This is a genomic window from Planococcus wigleyi, from assembly GCF_014836985.1.
Lineage (GTDB): Bacteria > Bacillota > Bacilli > Bacillales_A > Planococcaceae > Planococcus > Planococcus notacanthi.
The window spans coordinates 611,425-631,185 of the sequence record NZ_JACSPU010000001.1 but is presented as its reverse complement, the minus strand read 5'-3'; the positions used below and the strand labels follow the sequence as shown (position 1 = coordinate 631,185).

Here is a 19,761-nt window from a genome sequence, read left to right as displayed (position 1 = left end):
CATTCCACTTATTCTTCGATGGCAACTTTTTTCTTCTTAGCCATACGCTCACGTTCAGCTTTATCAAGAATTTTTTTGCGCAAACGAATCGTTTGTGGTGTAATTTCACATAACTCATCATCATTCAAGTATTCAAGTGCTTCTTCAAGACTCATCAAACGTGCTTTTTTCATCGTAGTCGTTTGGTCTTTGTTGGCTGAGCGGATGTTCGTTGCAGCTTTGATTTTTACAATGTTCACTGTCAAGTCACTATCACGGTTATGTTCTCCAACGATCATGCCTTCATAGATTTCAGCACCGACTTCAACAAATGCAGTACCGCGGTCTTCGATGCCCATCAAGCCGTAAGTCGAAACTTTACCGTGCTCCATAGATACCAATACACCTTGGCGACGTCCACCAACACGGCCAGAAGCAACTGGCTGGTAGCTGTCGAATGTATGGTTGATGATTCCGTATCCGCGAGTCTGTGTAAGGAATTCAGTTGTGTAACCGATCAATCCACGAGCCGGTACGTTAAACACCAAACGGACTTGTCCGCTTCCGTTATTGACCATATCCAGCATTTCGCCTTTACGTTCGCCTAATGATTCAATGATTGCGCCTGTATATTCTTCAGGAACATCCACTTGAACGCGTTCAACAGGTTCGCAGCGAACTCCGTCTACCATGCGGACGATAACTTCTGGTTTTGAAACTTGAAGTTCAAATCCTTCACGGCGCATGTTTTCGATCAAGATCGACAAATGCAGCTCTCCGCGTCCAGATACAATCCATGCATCCGGTGAATCTGTAGGTTCTACACGCAATGATACATCAGTCTGCAATTGTGCATCCAAACGTTCCTGGATTTTTCTTGACGTAATCCACTTACCTTCTTTACCTGCAAACGGGCTGTTGTTTACTAGGAAAGTCATTTGCAAAGTAGGCTCGTCGATGCGCAGGATCGGCAATGCTTCTTGATGATCCTGTGGACAAACTGTTTCCCCAACGTTGATGTCTTCCATACCAGAAATGGCAATCAAATCTCCAGCTTCCGCTTTTTCGATTTCCACCCGTTTAAGGCCCATGAAACCGTGCATTTTCGTCACACGGAAGTTTTTGAATGACCCGTCAAGTTTCATTAAAGAAACCGATTGGCCAACTTCGATTGTTCCGCGGAATACGCGGCCGATTCCGATACGTCCAACATAATCGCTGTAATCAAGAAGAGCTACCTGGAATTGAAGTGGCTCATCTCTGTTATCGATTGGCGCTGGGACGTGTTCCAGGATCGCATCATAAATGACCTGCATGTTTTCTTCCTGATCAGCAGGATCTGAAGAAAGACTTGCTGTGCCGTTCATGCCTGATGCAAAGATAACCGGGAATTCCAATTGATCGTCATTCGCTTCAAGTTCAATGAACAATTCGATGACTTCGTCAACCACTTCTTCAGGACGTGCAAAGTCACGGTCAATTTTGTTTACAACAACGATTGGCTTCAAGTTTTGTTCCAATGCTTTTTTCAGAACGAAGCGTGTCTGTGGCATACAGCCTTCGTACGCGTCTACTACTAATAGAACACCATCAACCATTTTCATGATACGTTCAACTTCTCCGCCGAAATCAGCGTGTCCAGGAGTATCCAAAATGTTGATTTTAGAATCTTTGTATTGGATTGCAGTATTTTTCGCAAGAATCGTAATTCCGCGTTCTCTTTCGATATCGCCAGAATCCATCGCACGTTCTTCAACGTGTTCGTTTGAACGGAAAGTTCCGGATTGTTGTAGAAGTTGATCCACTAGAGTTGTTTTACCATGGTCAACGTGGGCAATAATAGCAATGTTTCTTAGGTCGTTACGTAATTTAGTCATAATTTCACTCCAATATTCTTTTTTCATGCCTATAACTGTGCTAGTATAGCACATATAGGTGTAAAACCCTAAGATTTTATTTCAGGCTATATGCTACAGGAGGAAAATCGCTTGATTGGCTTATTGAAAAACGTAAAATGGATATTTGTCTTTTATTCTATTGCAGCATTGCTGGCGATGGCAGGAATCGGCTTAGCTGTAGGCCTGCGCAGCGTTTTGGGTATTTTCGCAGCAATTTTGGTGCTTTGCCTGATTATGGGCATGGGCTTTAAGAAAAAGAAAGAGATGCGGGAAGCCGGATTACTGTAATTATAAAAAAAGATGCGGAATTCCGCATCTTTTTTTACTTGAGTCGGATGTATTTTTTCAACAGCTCCTGATGGATGGCTGGATTAGCTGCAATAAATGTATCTTGCTTCAATAGATTTGCAGGTTCCCCTTTAAAGTTCGTCGTTACCGCCCCAACTTCCTGGGCTATGACCATGCCACCGGCGATGTCCCACGGCGATAGCCTCATCGAGATATAAGCATCAACCCGTCCGCTTGCCAAATAAGCAAGCTCTAGAGCCGCGGAGCCATAAGAACGCATGCCCCGTACGTCACGGATCAATTGAAGAGTTCCTTCATGGTCAAGATAACGGTTCGGCACTGCCCATGTTGCATTCATAGCAACAATCGATTCAGCAATCACCGTCTCCATAAGCGGCCGCATCTGTTCATCATTATAATAGGCTCCTCTTCCTTTAACTCCGTGGTATAAATCATCATTGACAACATCATAGATATAACCTAATTGGCCAACTCCATCTTTGAAGATTCCCAACGAAATAGCAAAGTTGCGTTTTTGATGCACAAAATTCATCGTCCCGTCAATTGGGTCCAACATCCAGATAACCCCTTCTGAGCTTTGAATATCATCTCCAAAGCCTTCTTCCCCAAAAATTCGGTGGCCCGGAAAATCTCGCCGGATGCGGGCTATGAAAAATTGTTCAATTTCTTTATCGATGTTCGTCACCAAATCATTGGCATTCGATTTTGATTCAATGGTGATATCCGTTAAGAAAGAATTGCGGATGCGATGCCCCGCCTCTTTGATCAATGACTTTATGTACAAATCCATTGCATGCAAATCCATATGTGTATCCCCTTTCCTCTTTGTTTCAGTATAACGAAAAAGGCATCTGCTGTCTTACTTCAGCAGATGCCTTTAATGTATAGACGTATTAGAGCGCATGAAGGGCCTCCAGTTCCACGTGAATCTCTTGAAGCCGCTGCTTGCTTTTCGACATTTGTTGATCGTCTTTTTGCTGCATCGCATCGTATAAAGAAGCAAGTTCATAATCAAGTTCCAGTTTCAGCACATGTACGTATTCCTTCTCTACATCCGCTTTGCGGATTATCTGAATCATCTGTTTCATAATGAGCACCCCTTTCTCATCATACTCCGAAAATTCTGACTAATCTTGTTACAATTATTATAATACCACTTTCTTCTAATGAAATCCATTGGCAGAAACGTATTTATATTCTTTTTTCCCAAACTTCGTTAAAATGAAACCTGATTACCTAATTTTAAGGAGGATATTTACTTGACGTCTTATTGGAATGAGCAAGATTTCGATGTTTTCACTACTCCTGGCCTGGATGCCAGGATGTCTGCATTAACTGAATATGTCCGTCCGAAGTTCGAGGAACTAGGAACTGAATTTTCTTCTTTCTTCTCTGGAAAAACAGGAAATGAGTTTTTCCCGCACGTGGCAAAGCATATGAGAAGAACCGTAAATCCGCCAAATGACAGCTGGGTTGCGTTCGCTCCTTATAAAAGAGGCTACAAAGCGGTCCCGCATTTCCAGATCGGCATGTGGGAAAGCCATGTGTTCGTCATTCTGGCGGTCATCTATGAAGCGCCCAATAAAGCGATCATGGCTGAAAACCTATTGCATTCTGATGCCCTTGCACAGCTATCGGATGACTTTGTAGCCTCTGGCGACCATATGAAACCCCAATCCGATGCGCTGATCGAATTAGGTGAAGAAGGCATTGAGAAATTACTGACCCGACTTCGCGATGTCAAAAAAGGCGAATTTGTGATTGGCCGCCATTTAACTCGAAAACAGGCGGATTCCATGAACAAACAGCAGTTTTTCCAATTTGCCGAAGAAACTTTCGAGGCATTGCTTCCGGTTTACAATACCCTGCTACAAAAATCAAAAGAACCTGTCAGCCGTTAAAGCTGAAGGTTCTTTTTTTCATTTTATTTCGTTTTAATTTTGATGACTCCATCGCCGCTTCCTGCTTTCATCTCCTTGATGACAGGGAAACTGGCATAGCCGCTTTCTTCTTCAAATTCACGGAAGTATGTCTTTTCTTCCGAAATCGCAGGAACCACCTGCTTGAATTTGCGGTAACGCGTCAGCAGCTCCTGCCTGTTGATGCCTTTTTCATAAGCCATTTCGATTCCTTCAAAAAAGCTAACGACATCAATGATTTCTTCGGTTGACCATTCAATTGAAAATGGATAGGAATAATCCATAGTTAATCCCTCTTTTCATTCAGTGATTGACCATTTCTTTCGTATTTCTCCAGCTTGTTTGACCATGCCATCAATCAATTGCCGGACTGACGGAACATCTTTGATCAGGCCTGTAACTTGCCCTGCCCAGCCAAAGCCCTGGTCCTTTTCCCCATTATAAATGAAGCGTTTATTGGCTTCACCGCTAATGAATTCTTTTAAGGCTTCGTAGCTTGGCGTCTGTTGTTCGATTTCAAGGATTTTGTCGGTCCAGCTGTTGCGCAGTGTTCTGGCAGGAGCTCCAATGCTGCGTTTAATGATGACCGTATCGTTCTCGGAGCTATTAATCAATTGTTCCTTATAGGCTGCTGAAGCATGGACACATTCTTTAGTGGCAATAAAGCGCGTGCCCATTTCTATGCCTTCTGCCCCTAAGGCATGAGCAGCCATCCAACCGCGGCCGTCCCCGATCCCGCCTGAGGCGATGACCGGTATATCCACCGCATCGACCACTTGAGGAATCAATACCATCGTACCGATATCGTCTCGTCCCAAATGTCCGCCGCCTTCATGGCCGACAACCATTACAGCGTCAGCTCCCAGGCTTTCCGCTTTTTCAGCTTGTCTTGTGGCAGCGACGAGAACCAGCTTCTTGATATCCGTCCCTTTCAGCTGTTCAAAAATCGGTGTTGGATTGCCGCCTGTCATGGAGACGACTGGTACGTTTTCTTCGATTGCCACATCCAGCATATGAGAAAATGCACGGCCGTGTTCGCCAATTGCAAAATTAACACCGAATGGCTTGTCCGTCAATTCCCTGACTTTCCTGATTTCTTCCCGCAATTGTTCAGGTGTAGAAAGGCTCATTGCTGTAATTTGCCCAAGGCCTCCTGCATTTGAAACTGCGGCTGCCAGTTCTGCATAAGCCAGATAAGCTAATCCTCCTTGTATAATGGGGTACTGAATGCCCAATAGTTCTGTCACCCTTGTTTTGAATTCCATGGACTCACTCCTTTTCCCTTGCTTATTTTGTATTCGCTGCCACACGAGGAAATCCTTTTATTTTTATAGTATAGCAACTTGCATCATGCTATAATTCTCCTTGTTTTCATTTTATATATAGTGAGGTGGGCTTATCATTGTCTCAATTAGAAACTCCGTTATTTGATGCGCTGTTAAAGCATCGAAACCGGCACCCGATCCAATTTCACATTCCAGGCCATAAAAAAGGCCAGGGCGTCGATCCCGCATTCCGGGAATTTGTCGGCGACAATATTTTATCGATCGACTTGATCAATATCGCCCCTTTGGACGATTTACATTCACCAAAAGGCGCCATTAAAGACGCGCAGGAATTAGCTGCAAAAGCCTTTGGCGCAGACCATACATTCTTTTCCGTACAAGGAACAAGCGGTGCCATCATGACCATGATCTTAAGTGTGGTCGGCCCCAACGACAAGATTCTTGTGCCAAGGAACGTCCATAAATCCATTATGTCCGCTATCGTATTTGCTGGCGCCATCCCGATCTTCATTCATCCCGAAGTCGATCCGGAGCTCGGAATCTCCCACGGAATTTCTGCAGAAGCGGTGGAGAAAGCGATTCTTGAATATCCGGACGCCAAAGCCGTGTTGGTCATCAACCCGACTTATTTCGGTGTAGCCGCTGATTTAAAACGCATTGTCGACATCGCGCATGGCCATGACATCCCAGTCCTGGTCGATGAAGCGCATGGCGTCCATATCCATTTCCATAAATCATTGCCTGTTTCTGCTATGGCTGCAGGCGCAGATATGGCGGCAACGTCTGTCCATAAACTTGGCGGGTCCATGACGCAAAGTTCCGTATTAAATGTCAAAGAAGGGCTGGTATCACCCAAACGTGTCCAGTCCACTCTGTCCATGCTGACGACAACTTCGACTTCCTATCCGATTTTGGCGTCTCTTGATACGGCACGCCGTCAGCTTGCCATTCATGGCTATGACCTGATTGATCAGGCAATCAGACTTGCACAGGATGCACGCAAGCGCATCAATAAAATTCCGCACTTGCATTGCGTAGGCAAAGAAGTGCTGAATTCTTCCGCAACTTTTGATATGGATCCGACCAAATTATTGATCAGCGTCAAAAATCTTGGCATCACGGGGCATCAGGCTGAAGAATGGCTAAGAGAAAACGCCAATATCGAAATTGAACTTTCCGATCTTTATAACATCCTATGCCTGGTGACCATCGGCGACACGCGGAAAGAATTGAATCTGCTGATCAACGCTTTGCAGCGCATGAGCGAGTCTTTAGACAGCGATGCTGCCATTGTTGAACCGGTTGTGCTGCTTCCGGATATTCCCCGGCTTGCCATGACGCCGCGCGATGCTTTCTACGCTACGACGGAAGTCATATCAATCAATGAAGCAGTCGGACGCATTTCCGCAGAATTCATCATGGTTTATCCACCGGGCATTCCTATTTTCATCCCCGGAGAAATCATTACGGAAGAAAATATCAACTACATCCATATGAATGTCGCAGCCGGGTTGCCTGTCCAAGGTCCGGAAGACGACACATTGCAAATGCTGCGCGTAATAAAAGAGCAGCAGGCTATCAGATAAAAAAGATCCAAGAGCAGGACGCTCTTGGATCTTTTTATCTGCCTTCTATGTCTTCAGGATCTACAAAGCCGTATCCTTTGTCCTTCAGGCCTTGAATGATCCCTGGAAGGGCCTCAGACGTCCATTCCCGGTCATGCATCAATAGGTTGGCGCCATTGTTTAAGAACTCGCTGTTGACCATGATATCCGTCAAAGATTGAGCATCCCGGTATTGCTGCTCCCAATCATAGCCATAGGTCCAATTCATGAGGACCATTCCTTCCTGCTCGACCAGCTGTTTGCTGAAGTCGGTGTTTGCCCCGTGCGGCGCCCGGAAAAATTTTGGCTTTTCTCCAATGATGTCTTCCACCGTTTTGTTCAATAGGAGGATTTCTTCTTCCTGTTGCTGCTCTGGCAAATCCCTTAAATTGGGGTGGCTATTGGTATGGTTGCCGATGGCAAAGCCCATGTCATGAAGTTGCTTTAACTGTTGTTTTTCTTCATCGGTATCCAAAAAATGGCCATTGACGAAAAAGATTGCTGGAATGCCTTGCTTTTTCAACAGCTCTGCCATTTCCAACGCGTGTTTGTCCGGAGCATCATCGATGGTTACCAGTACAACTTTTTCATCGGCTGCTGCTATGGGCTGTACAGACCAGTTCGCCGGATTAATGCGGTACTGGGGCTCATCAGCAATTTTTTGTTCTTCTTTCTCTTCTTCATTCACTTGCTGTTCTTTCGATTCAATTGTTTTTTCAACTTTATCGGTCTCTTCTTTTTCATTTCCCACTTCTTCAGCAGGCGGATTTTTTTCTTCAGGTGGAGCACCCTGTTCTTCTCCGCAACCTGCCAACACGAGCAAAGACACTGCAAGAACAGGCCATTTTTTGTGTATCAAACTAAACACCCCTTTACTAAACAAATCTTACCACGCCTCATCCATTGTTTCCAAAAAAAAGAAGCCGCATAAGCGGCTCCCTGTTTCTTACTTGATGATGTGAATTGGTGTTCCAAGAGCTACTTCCGCAGCTTCCATTGTGATTTCCGCAAGTGTTGGATGAGCATGGATTGTCATTGCAATATCTTCTACTGTCATTCCAGCTTCGATAGCAAGACCAAGCTCAGCGATCATATCTGATGCGCCAGCTCCGACAATTTGAGCACCTAACAGCAAGCCGTCAGATTTACGTGAAACAAGTTTCACAAATCCTTCAGTTGCGTTTAATGAAAGAGCACGGCCGTTTGCAGCGAATGGGAATTTCGCAGCCGCAGCTTCGAATCCTTCTTCTTTCGCCTGTTCTTCAGACAAACCTACGCTTGCAAGTTCCGGATCTGTAAAGCAGACCGCCGGAATAGCCATATAATCAACTTCAGACTTCTCGCCTGCAATTGCTTCTGCAGCAACTTTACCTTCATATGAAGCTTTATGCGCCAATTGAAGACCAGCTACCACATCACCGATTGCATAGATGTTGGAAATGTTTGTACGGCATTGCTTGTCGACTTCGATCAAGCCGCGGTCAGACATGTTCAGATTCAACTCTTCTAGACCCATTTCGTCTGTGTTTGGACGACGGCCTACAGTTACAAGAACGTAATCAGCTTCAACGGTTTTTTCTTCTCCGCCTGCCTCATATGTTACTTTAACGCCTGAATCAGTTTCTTCTACACCTTTGGCAGATGCTTTAGTGATGACTTCAACGCCTTTTTTCTTCAATCCTTTTTTGACGATAGCTGTCATTTGCTTTTCAAATCCAGCAAGGATATCCGGTGCGCCTTCAAGGATCGTTACTTCAGAACCCATGTTTGAGAATGCAGTACCAAGCTCTGTACCGATATAGCCGCCGCCAATAACGATGAGTTTTTTAGGAAGCTCAGTTAATGCCAAAGCTCCTGTTGAATTAATTACACGTTTTGTAAATTTAAAAGTCGGGATTTCCACAGGACGTGATCCGGTAGCAATAATCGCGTTTTTGAATTTATACGTTTGCGCTGAATTTTCATCCATAACACGTACTGTATTTTCATCAACGAAATAAGCTTCGCCGCGCAGGATTTCAACTTTGTTGCCTTTAAGAAGCGATTCAACGCCGCCAGTCAATTTCTTAACGACGCCATCTTTGAACGCTTGCGCTTTTTCAAAGTTGAGTGAAACTTCTTTGGCTACAATACCCATATCTTCTGAGTGTTGAGCTTCTTCAAAACGGTGTCCAACTGAAATCATTGCTTTTGAAGGGATACAGCCGACATTCAAACAAACGCCGCCAATATATTCTTTTTCAACGATTGTTACTTTTTGGCCAGTTTGTGCTGCGCGAATAGCCGCCACATAACCGCCAGGGCCCGAGCCGATGACGAGCGTGTCTGTTTCAATTGGAAAATCTCCTACTACCATAAGTTTTACGCCTCCATTAATAATAATTCAGGTTGACTTAATAAACGTTTAATATGATTTAATGCGTGTTGCGCTGTTGCACCATCGATCATTCGGTGATCGAAGCTCAATGACAATGCTAACACAGGTGCTGCTACAATTTCACCATTTTTAATTACAGGTTTTTCTGCAATGCGGCCAATTCCGAGAATTGCCACTTCAGGATGGTTAATGACTGGAGTGAACCATTGCCCACCAGCAGAGCCAATATTGGTGATTGAGCATGAAGCGCCTTTCATTTCAGCAGCAGTTAATTTACCATCACGCGCTTTTGTCGCCAACCCGTTGATTTCATCAGAAATCGCAAATATGGATTTGCGGTCTGCGTTTTTGATGACTGGAACCATCAAGCCTTTTTCCGTATCAGCAGCAATGCCGATATTGAAATAATGCTTTTGGATGACTTCGCTTGTTTCATCATCAAACGATGTGTTCAATGCTGGGAATTCACGCAATGTGCTGACCAACGCTTTTACCACGTAAGGCAAGTAAGTCAGTTTGATTTCTTTTTCTGCTGCAATGTCCTTGAATTTTTTGCGGTGTGCTACCAATTCAGTGACATCCACTTCATCCATCAACGTTACATGAGGAGCAGTATGTTTCGAGTGGACCATCGCTTTGGCGATCGCCTTACGTATACCAGACATCTTCTCACGCGTTTCCGGGAACTCCCCTTCAGGAGCTGCTGCTGCTTTAGGTACTGCTGCCGCTTTGTCAGTGCTTTCTGCTGCCGCTTCCTGCGTTGTTTCTTGTGGCGCTTCAGAAGCTGCTGGCGCAGCTGCTTTCTGGTCACCATTCATGAAGGCTTCTACATCTTCTCTTAGAATGCGGCCGTTATTGCCGGATCCGGTGACTTGTTTAATGTCAACATCGTTGTCGCGTGCAAATTTGCGGACAGACGGCATGGAAATGACACGCGCATTCGGATCTGCTTCTTCTGTAGAGTCAGCTTGCGGCTGAGCTCCTGCGCCAGTCTGTTCTTTCGGCTCTTCTTCTTTGGCAGGAGCCTTATCGACTTCCTGGCCTGATTCAGCAGTGCCGGACTGGACTTGTTCTTCTGTTTCTTCTTTCACTTCAGGAGCAGCTTCTTCTTTATCGCCGTGGTCTCCTTTAAAGTTCATTTCTTCAGCGTCAGGCGCGTCAATACGGACCAAGATATCGCCAACTACTGCAACCGTTCCCTCTTCAACCAATACTTCTTCAACTGTTCCTGAAACCGGTGAGGGAATCTCGACAACGGCCTTGTCATTTTGCACTTCAACAAGAATATCGTCTTCTTCAATTGTATCTCCTGCTTTTACAAACCATTTTACGATTTCACCTTCATGGATACCTTCACCGATATCCGGCAAACGAAATTCAAAAGCCATCTATATCACCCTTTCGGTTCTGTCTAATTAGAAAGTAAGTACTTTCTTCGCTGTCTCTACTATATCCTTCGAGTTCGGAAGCCAAACTTGTTCTGCTTGTGAGAATGGGAATACAGAGTCAGGCGCAGTAACACGAAGAACTGGTGCTTCCAGGCTTAAAATAGCGCGGTCCGTGATTTCAGCCACGACACTCGCTGCGATTCCAGCTTGTTTTTGCGCTTCTTGGACGACCATAGCTCGTCCAGTTTTTTCTACTGAAGCAATGATTGTTTCAATATCAAGCGGCTGGATGGTACGAAGATCGACCACTTCAACCGAATAATTTTCTTTTTCAAGCTCTTCTGCCGCTTTGATGCTTTCCTGCACCATTGCGCCATAAGCGATGATCGTCAAATCTTTGCCTTCACGTTTCACTTCAGCTTTGCCAAGTGGAATCGTGTATTCTTCTTCCGGCACTTCCTGGCGGAATGAACGGTATAGCTTCATATGCTCAAGGAAAATGACAGGATCGTTATCGCGGATTGCTGAGATCAACAAACCTTTTGCATCGTAAGGTGTAGAAGGGATGACCACTTTCAAACCAGGCTGAGCCGCCATTAACCCTTCCAACGAATCAGCGTGCATTTCAGGTGTGTGAACACCGCCGCCGAATGGAGAACGGATGGTTACAGGAGAATTCAAGCTGCCGCCGCTGCGGAAACGCATACGCGCCATTTGTCCACTGATGGAATCCATTACTTCAAAAACAAATCCGAAAAACTGGATTTCCGGTACTGGACGGTATCCTTGCAATGCTAAACCGATTGCTAGACCACCAATCCCTGACTCAGCTAAAGGCGTGTCGAACACGCGATCTTCGCCAAATTCTTTTTGCAAACCTTCTGTTGCGCGGAAAACACCGCCGTTATTTCCTACGTCTTCACCGAAAACAAGAACGTTTTCATCGTTCTTCATCTCTGTTTTCAGAGCGTCGGTAATCGCTTGGATCATCGTTAATTGTGCCATGGCTTACTTCGACTCCTTTGCTTTATAAATATCCAACTGTTCCTGAACATTAAACGGCACGTCTTCGTACATGATCTCTAATAGATCGGATACTTTTTGTTTCGGAGCGCCGTCAGCTTTTTTGATTGCTGCTTTGATTTCTTCTTTAGCTTTTTCAATTACTTCGTTTTCTTTTGCTTCATTCCAGATGCCTTTTGCTTCCAGGTATTTACGGAAACGGACAAGTGGATCTTTCTTTTCCCATTCGCTGTCGATATCTGAAGTACGGTATCGGGTTGGATCGTCACCAGCCATTGTGTGCGGTCCGTAACGGTAGCAAAGTGTCTCAATCAATGTAGGTCCGTCGCCTTTAACTGCACGTTCACGAGCGTCACGTGTTACCGCGTACACCGCTAACGGATCCATACCGTCTACAAGGACGCCTGGAATTCCGGCTGCAACCGCTTTTTGTGCAATGGTTTTCGCTGAAGTCTGAAGTTCGCGAGGCGTAGAAATCGCATACTGGTTATTTTGAACAATGAAAATAGCCGGTGCGCGGAATGCGCCTGCAAAGTTGATTCCTTCATAGAAGTCACCTTGTGAAGAACCGCCGTCTCCTGTATAAGTAACCGCCACTGCTTCTTTCTTGCGTTTTTGCATGCCAAGTGCCACTCCGGCTGCCTGGATGATTTGCGCACCGATAATGATTTGCGGAGGCAAAATATTCAAACCTTCAGCCATTTGGTTCCCCATGAAATGTCCACGAGAGAAAAGGAATGCCTGGTGCAACGGCCAACCGTGCCAGATCAATTGCGGAACATCACGATAGCCCGGCAAAATGAAATCTTCTTTTGACAAAGCAAAATGCGAAGCCAATTGAGAAGCTTCCTGCCCTGCTGTCGGAGCGTAGAATCCTAGACGGCCTTGGCGGTTCAACGAAATTGAACGCTGATCGAGAATACGTGTATAAACCATCCGGCTCATCAATTCCTGAAGGTCTTCATCCGATAATTTCGGGTCTGCCTCTTCGTTGATGATTTCGCCTTCTTCATTTAAAATCTGGACCATTTCAAACTTTTCTTCGATTGTGTTAAGCGTTTCCACTGGATCGAACTGCTGTGATTTTTTCGCAGCCATAAAAGCAACTCTCCTTTTTATCTGTATTAAAATAATTACATACAATTTATGATACAATTTCACATTCCACTTCAGTATACGTTACTCGAATAGCTCGGTCAATCATATAGAACCTAACATTTTTGCATAATAGTAATAATGAAATAATTTAGATATTTAAAACTGTATCAGTTGTTTTTTTCACCTGTATTATAATACAGAGAACAAATACACTATCTTTTATAGCACAGAAAAAGCGGCCGTAGGGGCCGCTTACTCTTCGTTTTCATTTAATTTTTCCATTGTGGCATCTTTCAACTCATTTACCTGTTGGGTTAAATCATTAAACGCTGTCACAGCATTTTGCACTTGCTCATTTTGTTTATTAACTTCTCCAGCTTTTTCTTGAAGCATCTGCAGATTATTTTCTTCATCCTTCAACATTTCATATAATTCTTTTTGAAGTCCGATCAGCCCCTCATACGCTTGCGTAAATTCATTATGAGCAGCAAAGCGCTCGTGCATTTTTGCTTTCAATGCTTCGAGGTCAGTTTTAACAGCTGCTTCTTCGGCATCTTCAATCACTCCATCAATCTCTGTGAAATTTTCTTTGGCTGCCTGCATCGATTCCTTTTCAGTTTGAAGGAAATCAAGGCGTTCATCTGCAGAATCAATTGCTGATTGAGCCTGTTTTTCAACATCTTCTTGCTGCTCCTGTGTTAACGCCATAATTTCTTCAAACAATTGCTGCTCTTTTTTCTCGCGTTTTTCCAGGTCATCCTGGACATCCCGATATTCTTCTTCGGCATCGAAAGTATCATTCAGGACTTGATCCAATTCTTCACGAGTTCCCGAACCTGAACAGCCAGCCACTAAAAGAAGAATGATGAAAGCACACAGTACCCCTAATTTCCTCATCCTTTTCACCCCTTATTTCCATGAATTAACTATAGTATGCCATTAAGTAAAATACAACACCGGCCAGCAGCTTTTTCTTTTTTCAAAACAGCCGCTTTACGTTATACTGATATGTATAGCAAGCCAATTGAAAGGATGAAATCACTTGATACGAATGAAAGACATTATACGTGAAGGTCATCCTACACTCAGAAAACGCTCAGAAGAAGTGAAATTCCCACTTTCTGAAGAAGACCGGAAACTGGGTGAAGACCTTCTGGAATATGTAGTAAACAGCCAAGACGATGAGCTGGCTGAAAAATACGACCTGCGCCCAGGCGTTGGAATCGCAGCACCGCAAGTAAATGAAGCGAAACGAATTTTTGCCCTGCATTTTGACGAAAGCTCTGGCGAAAACCTCAGCATGATTGCTGTTAACCCCAAAATCGTCAGCCATTCTGTAGAAAAAGCTTACTTAGCAGCTGGAGAAGGTTGCCTGTCTGTTGATCGTGCAATCCCCGGCTATGTGCCAAGATACGCCCGCGTCACCATCAAAGCCTTCAATTTGGATGGAGAAGAGTTCAAAATGCGCTTAAAAGGACTTCCTGCCATCGCATTCCAACATGAACTTGATCACTTGAACGGCGTCATGTTCTTTGACCATATCGACTCAAAAAACCCGTTCGCTGAAATTGAAAACGCCATCGCAATTGAAAGAGACTCGGCTGAGTAAGCCGAGTCTCTTTTTTGTCTGATTCACTTTTTAGCTTTGGGTCATAAGCCAACCCAGCGCCGCGGCAAAATCGCCACTCTGCTGGTCTGTCTTATACCCGGCAGAGGTCCGCAGGAGGCGGATCACGTAAGCGTTGCGACAGGAAGTCGCGCCTTTAGCTTACGTTCCTCAAACGGGCGCTTGCGCTTTTCTTTATCAAATCAACTTCAAATGCTTGAACGCTTTTGCCAATCCGTCATTGTCTACATGATCCGTTACATAAGAAGCACGTTTCTTTGTTTCTTCATGGCCATTTTCCATTGCTACACTGTATCCTGCAATATCCATCATCTGCAGATCATTCAACCCATCGCCGAATGCGATGGTTTCTTCTATAGAGTGTCCAGTAGCTTTAATCAAATGTTTGATACCACTGGCCTTGGTTCCTCCTTTTGGCGTAATATCGCATGATACCCGGTGCCAGCGGACAAAATCCACTTGTTTGAATGTGTCATGGTATTGCTGCTCTTCTTCTTCTTCACAAAATACCAAAGCTTGATAGACATCATTATTCAGGTAAAATTCTTTATCCACTTCAGGATGTGCCATTTTCAAGGTTTTGATGCTTTCGTCAATGTCCGGATGGAAGTCGATCGAAGACACCATTTTATTTTCATTCATAAATACCAGAGGATGGTCACGCTGATCCGCAAATTCAAAGATATCGTTCAGAACATCTGCATCAATTGCCTGCTTATGGATAGCCTCGCCTTTATGGGCTATGTACTGGCCGTTAAACGTAATATAAGTGTCGATATCCAGCTCTTTTAGGACATTAGTGATCATAAATGGGCCGCGCCCTGTTGCAATGGCTAAATCATGGCCGTTCAAACGCGCTTGCTGCAAGGCTTCTTTAGCAGAAGCCGGTAATTTTTTATGGGAATCCAATAAAGTCCCATCAATATCGAGCAATAATAATTTAGACATTTTCTCGTCTCCATTCCATGTGATTGGGCCCTTAAAATAAAGCCCGCATTCTTTACAATTGTCAGAAAACGCAGTATACTCGCCTTAAGGAGTGGTAAGCCATGTTGAAACGTTTGAAACGAAAACTTCTCAGACAGCTCAATGGCATCATGAACAAAAAGAAAATTGCATAAACGATTTAGCCCTTCTTTATAAATAAGGAGGGCTATTCTTTATTTTAGTACAACGACATGATAATATAAAGGAAGTGCATTTATTTGAGCGTGGAAAAAGGAGAGCAAACAATGATTTTTAAAGTATACTACCAAGAAAACCGTTTTGAAGTACCAGTTCGTGAAAATACCCAAAGTCTTTATGTGGAAGCAGCATCCGAGCGCGAAGTCCGAAACCACTTAAAAGACCGTAACTACAATATTGAACTTGTTCAATTACTTGAAGGCAATCATCTCGAGTATGAACAAGCCAGCCAAAATTACGAAGTCGAGAGCGTAGAATAACGATGAAATTCGTTAAAAACGATCAGACAGCTGTTTTCGCACTTGGCGGACTAGGCGAAATCGGTAAAAATACGTATGGTGTCCAATTCCAGGATGAAATCATTCTGATTGATGCAGGCATTAAATTCCCGGAAGACGATTTGCTCGGAATCGATTACGTTATTCCGGATTACACATACTTAGTAAAGAATGTCGACAAAATTAAAGGCCTTTTCATTACGCATGGCCATGAAGATCACATCGGCGGTATCCCTTACCTTCTTAAGAAAATCAACATTCCTGTATACGGCGGAAAACTGGCTCTAGGCCTATTGCGCAAAAAGCTGGAAGAACATGGCTTGTTGCGCCAAACGAAGATGACGGAAATCGAAGAAGATGACGTCATCAAGTTCCGTAAAACGGCTGTTAGCTTTTTCCGTACTACCCACAGTATCCCTGATGCTTTTGGTGTCGTGGTAAAAACGCCACCCGGCAATATTGTCCACACAGGAGATTTCAAATTCGATTTCACACCGGTAGGCGAACCTGCCAACTTATTGAAAATGGCCCAAATCGGCAGTGAAGGCGTTTTATGCTTATTGTCCGACAGTACCAATGCTGAAGTTCCTGACTTTACCATGTCAGAACGAAAAGTCGGCGATTCCATCAAAGACATCATGAGAAAAATTGATGGACGCCTGATCTTTGCGACTTTTGCGTCAAACATCTACCGTCTTCAGCAAGTAACGGATGAAGCGGTCGCACAAGGCCGTAAGATTGCCGTCTTCGGACGCAGCATGGACAACGCCATGACAATCGGCCGTGAGCTGGGCTATATCAATGCACCTGAGGATGCATTTGTAGATACACAAACCTTAAACCGTTTACCTGCAAACGAAGTATTGATTCTTTGCACCGGTTCACAGGGCGAACCGATGGCTGCCCTTTCAAGAATCGCCAACGGCACTCATCGCCAAATCCAGATTCAGCCAAACGACACGGTTGTCTTCTCGTCTTCTCCGATTCCGGGCAATACGAGCAGCGTCAACCGTACAATCAACTTGTTGTTCCGCGCTGGAGCAGACGTGATTCATGGATCACTTAACAATATCCATACATCAGGCCACGGCTCAGAGCCCGAAAACAAATTGATGCTTCGTTTAATCAAACCAAAATACTTCATGCCGATTCATGGTGAATTCCGGATGTTAAAAACGCATGCAGGATTGGCCGTTGAATGTGATGTTCCTTTGGAAAACACATTCATCATGGAAAATGGCGAAGTTCTTGCTTTAGGGCAAGACGAAGCTTCTGTTGCAGGACGCATCCCTTCTGGTGATGTCTATATCGACGGCAGCGGCATCGGAGATATCGGCAATATCGTTTTGCGTGACCGCCGTGTCCTTTCCGAAGAAGGATTGGTCATTGTTGTCGTCAGCGTTGACATGAAAAAGAACAAGATGGTTTCAGGTCCCGACATCATCTCACGCGGATTCGTTTACATGCGTGAGTCTGGCACAATGATCTATGAGGCTCAGCAAATGCTGAATCGCCATCTCAATAAAAAAATACACAGCAAAAACACAGAATGGGCAGAATTAAAAAATGATATTTCTGACGTTCTCGGACCGTATTTGTATGAAAAAACAAAACGCCGTCCAATGATTTTGCCGGTAATTATGGAAGTTTAATTAAGCAAATAAAAAAAGGTGCACCGGATAATCATTCCGATGCACCTTTCTTTATTTTCATATAATACAGGGAAACAAAGACCGGAAAAGGATGCACTCCCTTTTCCGGTCTTTTTCTTGTTTTGCAGCAATCAATTCATCATTTTTTTCTCGAAACGATTGATGTCCGCGTCTGATCCAATGATGATCAGGACATCTTCCTGTTCAATCTCCATATCGGCCTGCGGAGAAACGATAATGTCGTCTTTCCGTTTAATGGCTACGATGTTGATGCCGTACCTTGCCCGGATATCAAGCCCAATTAATGTATAGCCTGCCAATTTGTGATTGGCTTTGATTTCCATAATGGAATGTTCGTCGGACAGTTCGAGATAATCCAGCACGTTATTGGACAGGATGTTATGGGCAATCCGGATTCCCATATCCCGTTCCGGGTGAACCACTTTATCGGCGCCAATTTTATCCAGCACTTTAGCATGGTAATCATTTTGCGCTTTTACCGTAATTTTTTTTACGCCTATTTCCTTCAACATCAGCGTCGTCAATATACTGGCTTGGATATTTTCCCCAATTGCCACGATGACGTGTTCAAAATTTCGGATTCCCAATGATTTCAGAACCGCTTCATCGGTCGTATCCGCTACAACCGCTTGTGTCGCGATGGACGAAAATTCATCTACCCGTTCCGAATCCTTATCGATTGCCATAACGTCCGCATCCTGTTCGATCAACTCACGCACAATGCTTCCGCCAAACCGGCCAAGCCCAATGACTACAAATTCCTTTTTCATATCCATCCTCCACATTTTCAATTGCTTCTATTCTAGCATACATAATGCAAACTAAAAATCTCAATATGCCGAACAACTTTCGGTAAAATAAAAAAACCCCGCTTATCGGCGGGGATCCAAAGGTCGTTTTGGACGATTTTCACAATACTCGCAACTGATGTCTGTGCAAGGTTCTTCCCGCCATTCATTGCAGTCGGCGCAGTAGCTTGCATCAAATTCATCGTCAAACGTCAGTGCCGACAAACAAGTGTGGCAATAGGTATGGACATCCATCCAATTGATAAAACGCTTGTCTGCTACAAGGTACAATCCTTGCTGGTCCTGCTTGTAATTCATAATCGAAGGTTTTTGAATGACCCGGTTTTTAGGATCAAGAAAAAAATTCATTTTGCCGTTCACATTGATCACTCCTAGAGTTTGGTCGTGCTATAGTACTTGGATTCATCAGCTGTATCCGGACAGCTGCTCTACTCCCAATGCCGGTGACAACGGGACATCGGCTGAAATCGCGCAGAGGCTTATTGTTCCGTCCAGCCATCATTTTTATATGTTAGTTTCATTCATCGGAAAGCTTCCAGTAGCCTGTTATAAGTTAAATGTACTATTTTTAATTTCACACTTTCTCTATGATAGTAAAAACCCATGCCAAATTGCAATAGATAACAATCCTTTATTGAAAATAAATTCTTACTTGAAAATTATCGCTCTTCTCGTATAATGAATATATGCTATTAGTAAACTAAAAGTATATTTTAACTAAACTTTATGAAATTTTCACTTAATAGGAATCGAGGAGAATTCTGTTGGAAATCGGAACAAAAATCAAACGTCTTCGATTAAAGAACGGATTGACACAGGAAGAATTGGGAAAACGGACCGACTTGAGCAAAGGCTTTATTTCTCAGTTGGAACGTGACATGAATTCCCCTTCTATAGAAACCTTTTTCACGTTGCTTGAAGTGCTGGGGACCACTCCCAAAGAATTTTTTTCCGATGAACGGGACGTCAAAGTTGTATACTCCACCGCCGACCACACTGCACACGTTGACGAAGAAGCCGGATATGAAGTGGAATGGCTTATTCCCACATCCAATGAAAAGGAAATGGAGCCTGTCTATTTAACTTTCCAGACAAATGGGCATTTTAAAGAATTTGAACCCTCTTCTGCAGAAACATTCATCTACGTTCTCGAAGGACGGGTTCTGCTCAGAATCGGTGATCACCAATATTCGGCAGCTGCCGGCGATTCCATCTATTTTGAAGCTTCCAATCACCATCAATTGATCAATGATTTTGATGGCATCTCTGAAATGATCATCGTTACCACACAATCTTATTTATAATTCA

General features: G+C 44.0%; 21 protein-coding genes. 7 read left to right on the top strand and 14 right to left on the bottom strand.

Annotation, left to right across the window (positions count from 1 at the left end; translation table 11 throughout):
- Window positions 1-8 precede the first annotated feature (8 nt).
- Window positions 9-1,856, bottom strand: a complete 1,848-nt coding sequence (gene typA / locus H9630_RS02780; RefSeq protein ID WP_191713956.1) for a translational GTPase TypA — start codon at window positions 1,854-1,856, stop codon at window positions 9-11.
- 111 nt (window positions 1,857-1,967) lie between these two features.
- On the opposite strand from typA, the gene H9630_RS02775 reads away from it, so the two are divergent.
- Window positions 1,968-2,165: a YlaF family protein gene (locus tag H9630_RS02775; RefSeq protein WP_301610274.1), complete on the top strand. Its 198-nt coding sequence runs from the start codon at window positions 1,968-1,970 to the stop codon at window positions 2,163-2,165.
- Between the two features lie 34 nt (window positions 2,166-2,199).
- Here H9630_RS02775 and H9630_RS02770 read toward each other — a convergent pair whose 3' ends face one another.
- Together H9630_RS02770 and H9630_RS02765 are read right to left on the bottom strand one after the other, a co-directional pair.
- Window positions 2,200-2,991, bottom strand: a complete 792-nt coding sequence (locus tag H9630_RS02770; RefSeq protein ID WP_191713955.1) for an inositol monophosphatase family protein — start codon at window positions 2,989-2,991, stop codon at window positions 2,200-2,202.
- Window positions 2,992-3,079: 88 nt separating this feature from the next.
- Window positions 3,080-3,274 (bottom strand): hypothetical protein, encoded by a 195-nt coding sequence (locus H9630_RS02765; protein WP_191713954.1) that lies wholly within the window; start codon window positions 3,272-3,274, stop codon window positions 3,080-3,082.
- Between the two features lie 171 nt (window positions 3,275-3,445).
- Here H9630_RS02765 and H9630_RS02760 point away from each other — a divergent pair, with 171 nt between their 5' ends.
- Window positions 3,446-4,087 carry a YktB family protein gene (locus H9630_RS02760; RefSeq protein ID WP_191713953.1) on the top strand — a complete coding sequence of 214 codons (642 nt, stop codon included), beginning with the start codon at window positions 3,446-3,448 and terminating at the stop codon, window positions 4,085-4,087.
- A 23-nt stretch (window positions 4,088-4,110) separates the two neighbouring features.
- Here the strand turns inward: H9630_RS02760 and H9630_RS02755 are convergent, their stop codons facing one another.
- A complete protein-coding gene (locus tag H9630_RS02755; protein WP_191713952.1) occupies window positions 4,111-4,389 on the bottom strand; it encodes a UPF0223 family protein in 279 nt (92 codons plus the stop codon).
- A gap of 15 nt (window positions 4,390-4,404) precedes the next feature.
- On the bottom strand, window positions 4,405-5,370 hold the full coding sequence (locus tag H9630_RS02750) for an NAD(P)H-dependent flavin oxidoreductase (RefSeq protein WP_191713951.1): 966 nt from the start codon (window positions 5,368-5,370) through the stop codon (window positions 4,405-4,407).
- A gap of 137 nt (window positions 5,371-5,507) precedes the next feature.
- On the opposite strand from H9630_RS02750, the gene H9630_RS02745 reads away from it, so the two are divergent.
- Window positions 5,508-6,977 (top strand): aminotransferase class I/II-fold pyridoxal phosphate-dependent enzyme, encoded by a 1,470-nt coding sequence (locus tag H9630_RS02745; RefSeq protein WP_191713950.1) that lies wholly within the window; start codon window positions 5,508-5,510, stop codon window positions 6,975-6,977.
- 34 nt (window positions 6,978-7,011) lie between these two features.
- Here H9630_RS02745 and H9630_RS02740 read toward each other — a convergent pair whose 3' ends face one another.
- The 6 genes from H9630_RS02740 to H9630_RS02715 form a co-directional block, all read right to left on the bottom strand.
- On the bottom strand, window positions 7,012-7,854 hold the full coding sequence (locus H9630_RS02740; RefSeq protein WP_191713949.1) for a polysaccharide deacetylase family protein: 843 nt from the start codon (window positions 7,852-7,854) through the stop codon (window positions 7,012-7,014).
- An 87-nt stretch (window positions 7,855-7,941) separates the two neighbouring features.
- Window positions 7,942-9,351 carry a dihydrolipoyl dehydrogenase gene (lpdA, locus tag H9630_RS02735; protein ID WP_191713948.1) on the bottom strand — a complete coding sequence of 470 codons (1,410 nt, stop codon included), beginning with the start codon at window positions 9,349-9,351 and terminating at the stop codon, window positions 7,942-7,944.
- Window positions 9,352-9,356: 5 nt separating this feature from the next.
- Complete coding sequence (locus H9630_RS02730; RefSeq protein ID WP_191713947.1) at window positions 9,357-10,760, bottom strand: dihydrolipoamide acetyltransferase family protein; 1,404 nt, start codon at window positions 10,758-10,760, stop codon at window positions 9,357-9,359.
- Window positions 10,761-10,787: 27 nt separating this feature from the next.
- Window positions 10,788-11,765, bottom strand: a complete 978-nt coding sequence (locus H9630_RS02725; protein ID WP_191713946.1) for an alpha-ketoacid dehydrogenase subunit beta — start codon at window positions 11,763-11,765, stop codon at window positions 10,788-10,790.
- 3 nt (window positions 11,766-11,768) lie between these two features.
- Window positions 11,769-12,881 (bottom strand): pyruvate dehydrogenase (acetyl-transferring) E1 component subunit alpha, encoded by a 1,113-nt coding sequence (gene pdhA, locus H9630_RS02720; RefSeq protein WP_191713945.1) that lies wholly within the window; start codon window positions 12,879-12,881, stop codon window positions 11,769-11,771.
- A 252-nt stretch (window positions 12,882-13,133) separates the two neighbouring features.
- Window positions 13,134-13,778 carry a YkyA family protein gene (locus H9630_RS02715; RefSeq protein WP_191713944.1) on the bottom strand — a complete coding sequence of 215 codons (645 nt, stop codon included), beginning with the start codon at window positions 13,776-13,778 and terminating at the stop codon, window positions 13,134-13,136.
- A 145-nt stretch (window positions 13,779-13,923) separates the two neighbouring features.
- On the opposite strand from H9630_RS02715, the gene def reads away from it, so the two are divergent.
- Window positions 13,924-14,490 carry a peptide deformylase gene (def, locus tag H9630_RS02710; protein ID WP_191713943.1) on the top strand — a complete coding sequence of 189 codons (567 nt, stop codon included), beginning with the start codon at window positions 13,924-13,926 and terminating at the stop codon, window positions 14,488-14,490.
- 195 nt (window positions 14,491-14,685) lie between these two features.
- On the opposite strand, the gene H9630_RS02705 is transcribed toward def, so the two are convergent.
- The gene (locus H9630_RS02705; RefSeq protein ID WP_191713942.1) at window positions 14,686-15,456 is read right to left on the bottom strand and encodes a Cof-type HAD-IIB family hydrolase; all 771 of its coding nucleotides are present in this window, start codon (window positions 15,454-15,456) and stop codon (window positions 14,686-14,688) included.
- Window positions 15,457-15,740: 284 nt separating this feature from the next.
- On the opposite strand from H9630_RS02705, the gene H9630_RS02700 reads away from it, so the two are divergent.
- Entirely contained in the window at window positions 15,741-15,953 is a 213-nt protein-coding gene (locus tag H9630_RS02700) for a DNA-dependent RNA polymerase subunit epsilon (protein ID WP_191713941.1), read from the top strand.
- Between the two features lie 2 nt (window positions 15,954-15,955).
- Complete coding sequence (gene rnjA / locus H9630_RS02695) at window positions 15,956-17,623, top strand: ribonuclease J1 (protein WP_191713940.1); 1,668 nt, start codon at window positions 15,956-15,958, stop codon at window positions 17,621-17,623.
- Window positions 17,624-17,754: 131 nt separating this feature from the next.
- On the opposite strand, the gene H9630_RS02690 is transcribed toward rnjA, so the two are convergent.
- Window positions 17,755-18,414 (bottom strand): potassium channel family protein, encoded by a 660-nt coding sequence (locus H9630_RS02690; protein WP_191713939.1) that lies wholly within the window; start codon window positions 18,412-18,414, stop codon window positions 17,755-17,757.
- Between the two features lie 102 nt (window positions 18,415-18,516).
- Window positions 18,517-18,813, bottom strand: a complete 297-nt coding sequence (locus tag H9630_RS02685; RefSeq protein ID WP_191713938.1) for a hypothetical protein — start codon at window positions 18,811-18,813, stop codon at window positions 18,517-18,519.
- 404 nt (window positions 18,814-19,217) lie between these two features.
- On the opposite strand from H9630_RS02685, the gene H9630_RS02680 reads away from it, so the two are divergent.
- Complete coding sequence (locus tag H9630_RS02680) at window positions 19,218-19,757, top strand: helix-turn-helix domain-containing protein (RefSeq protein WP_191713937.1); 540 nt, start codon at window positions 19,218-19,220, stop codon at window positions 19,755-19,757.
- Window positions 19,758-19,761 lie beyond the last annotated feature (4 nt).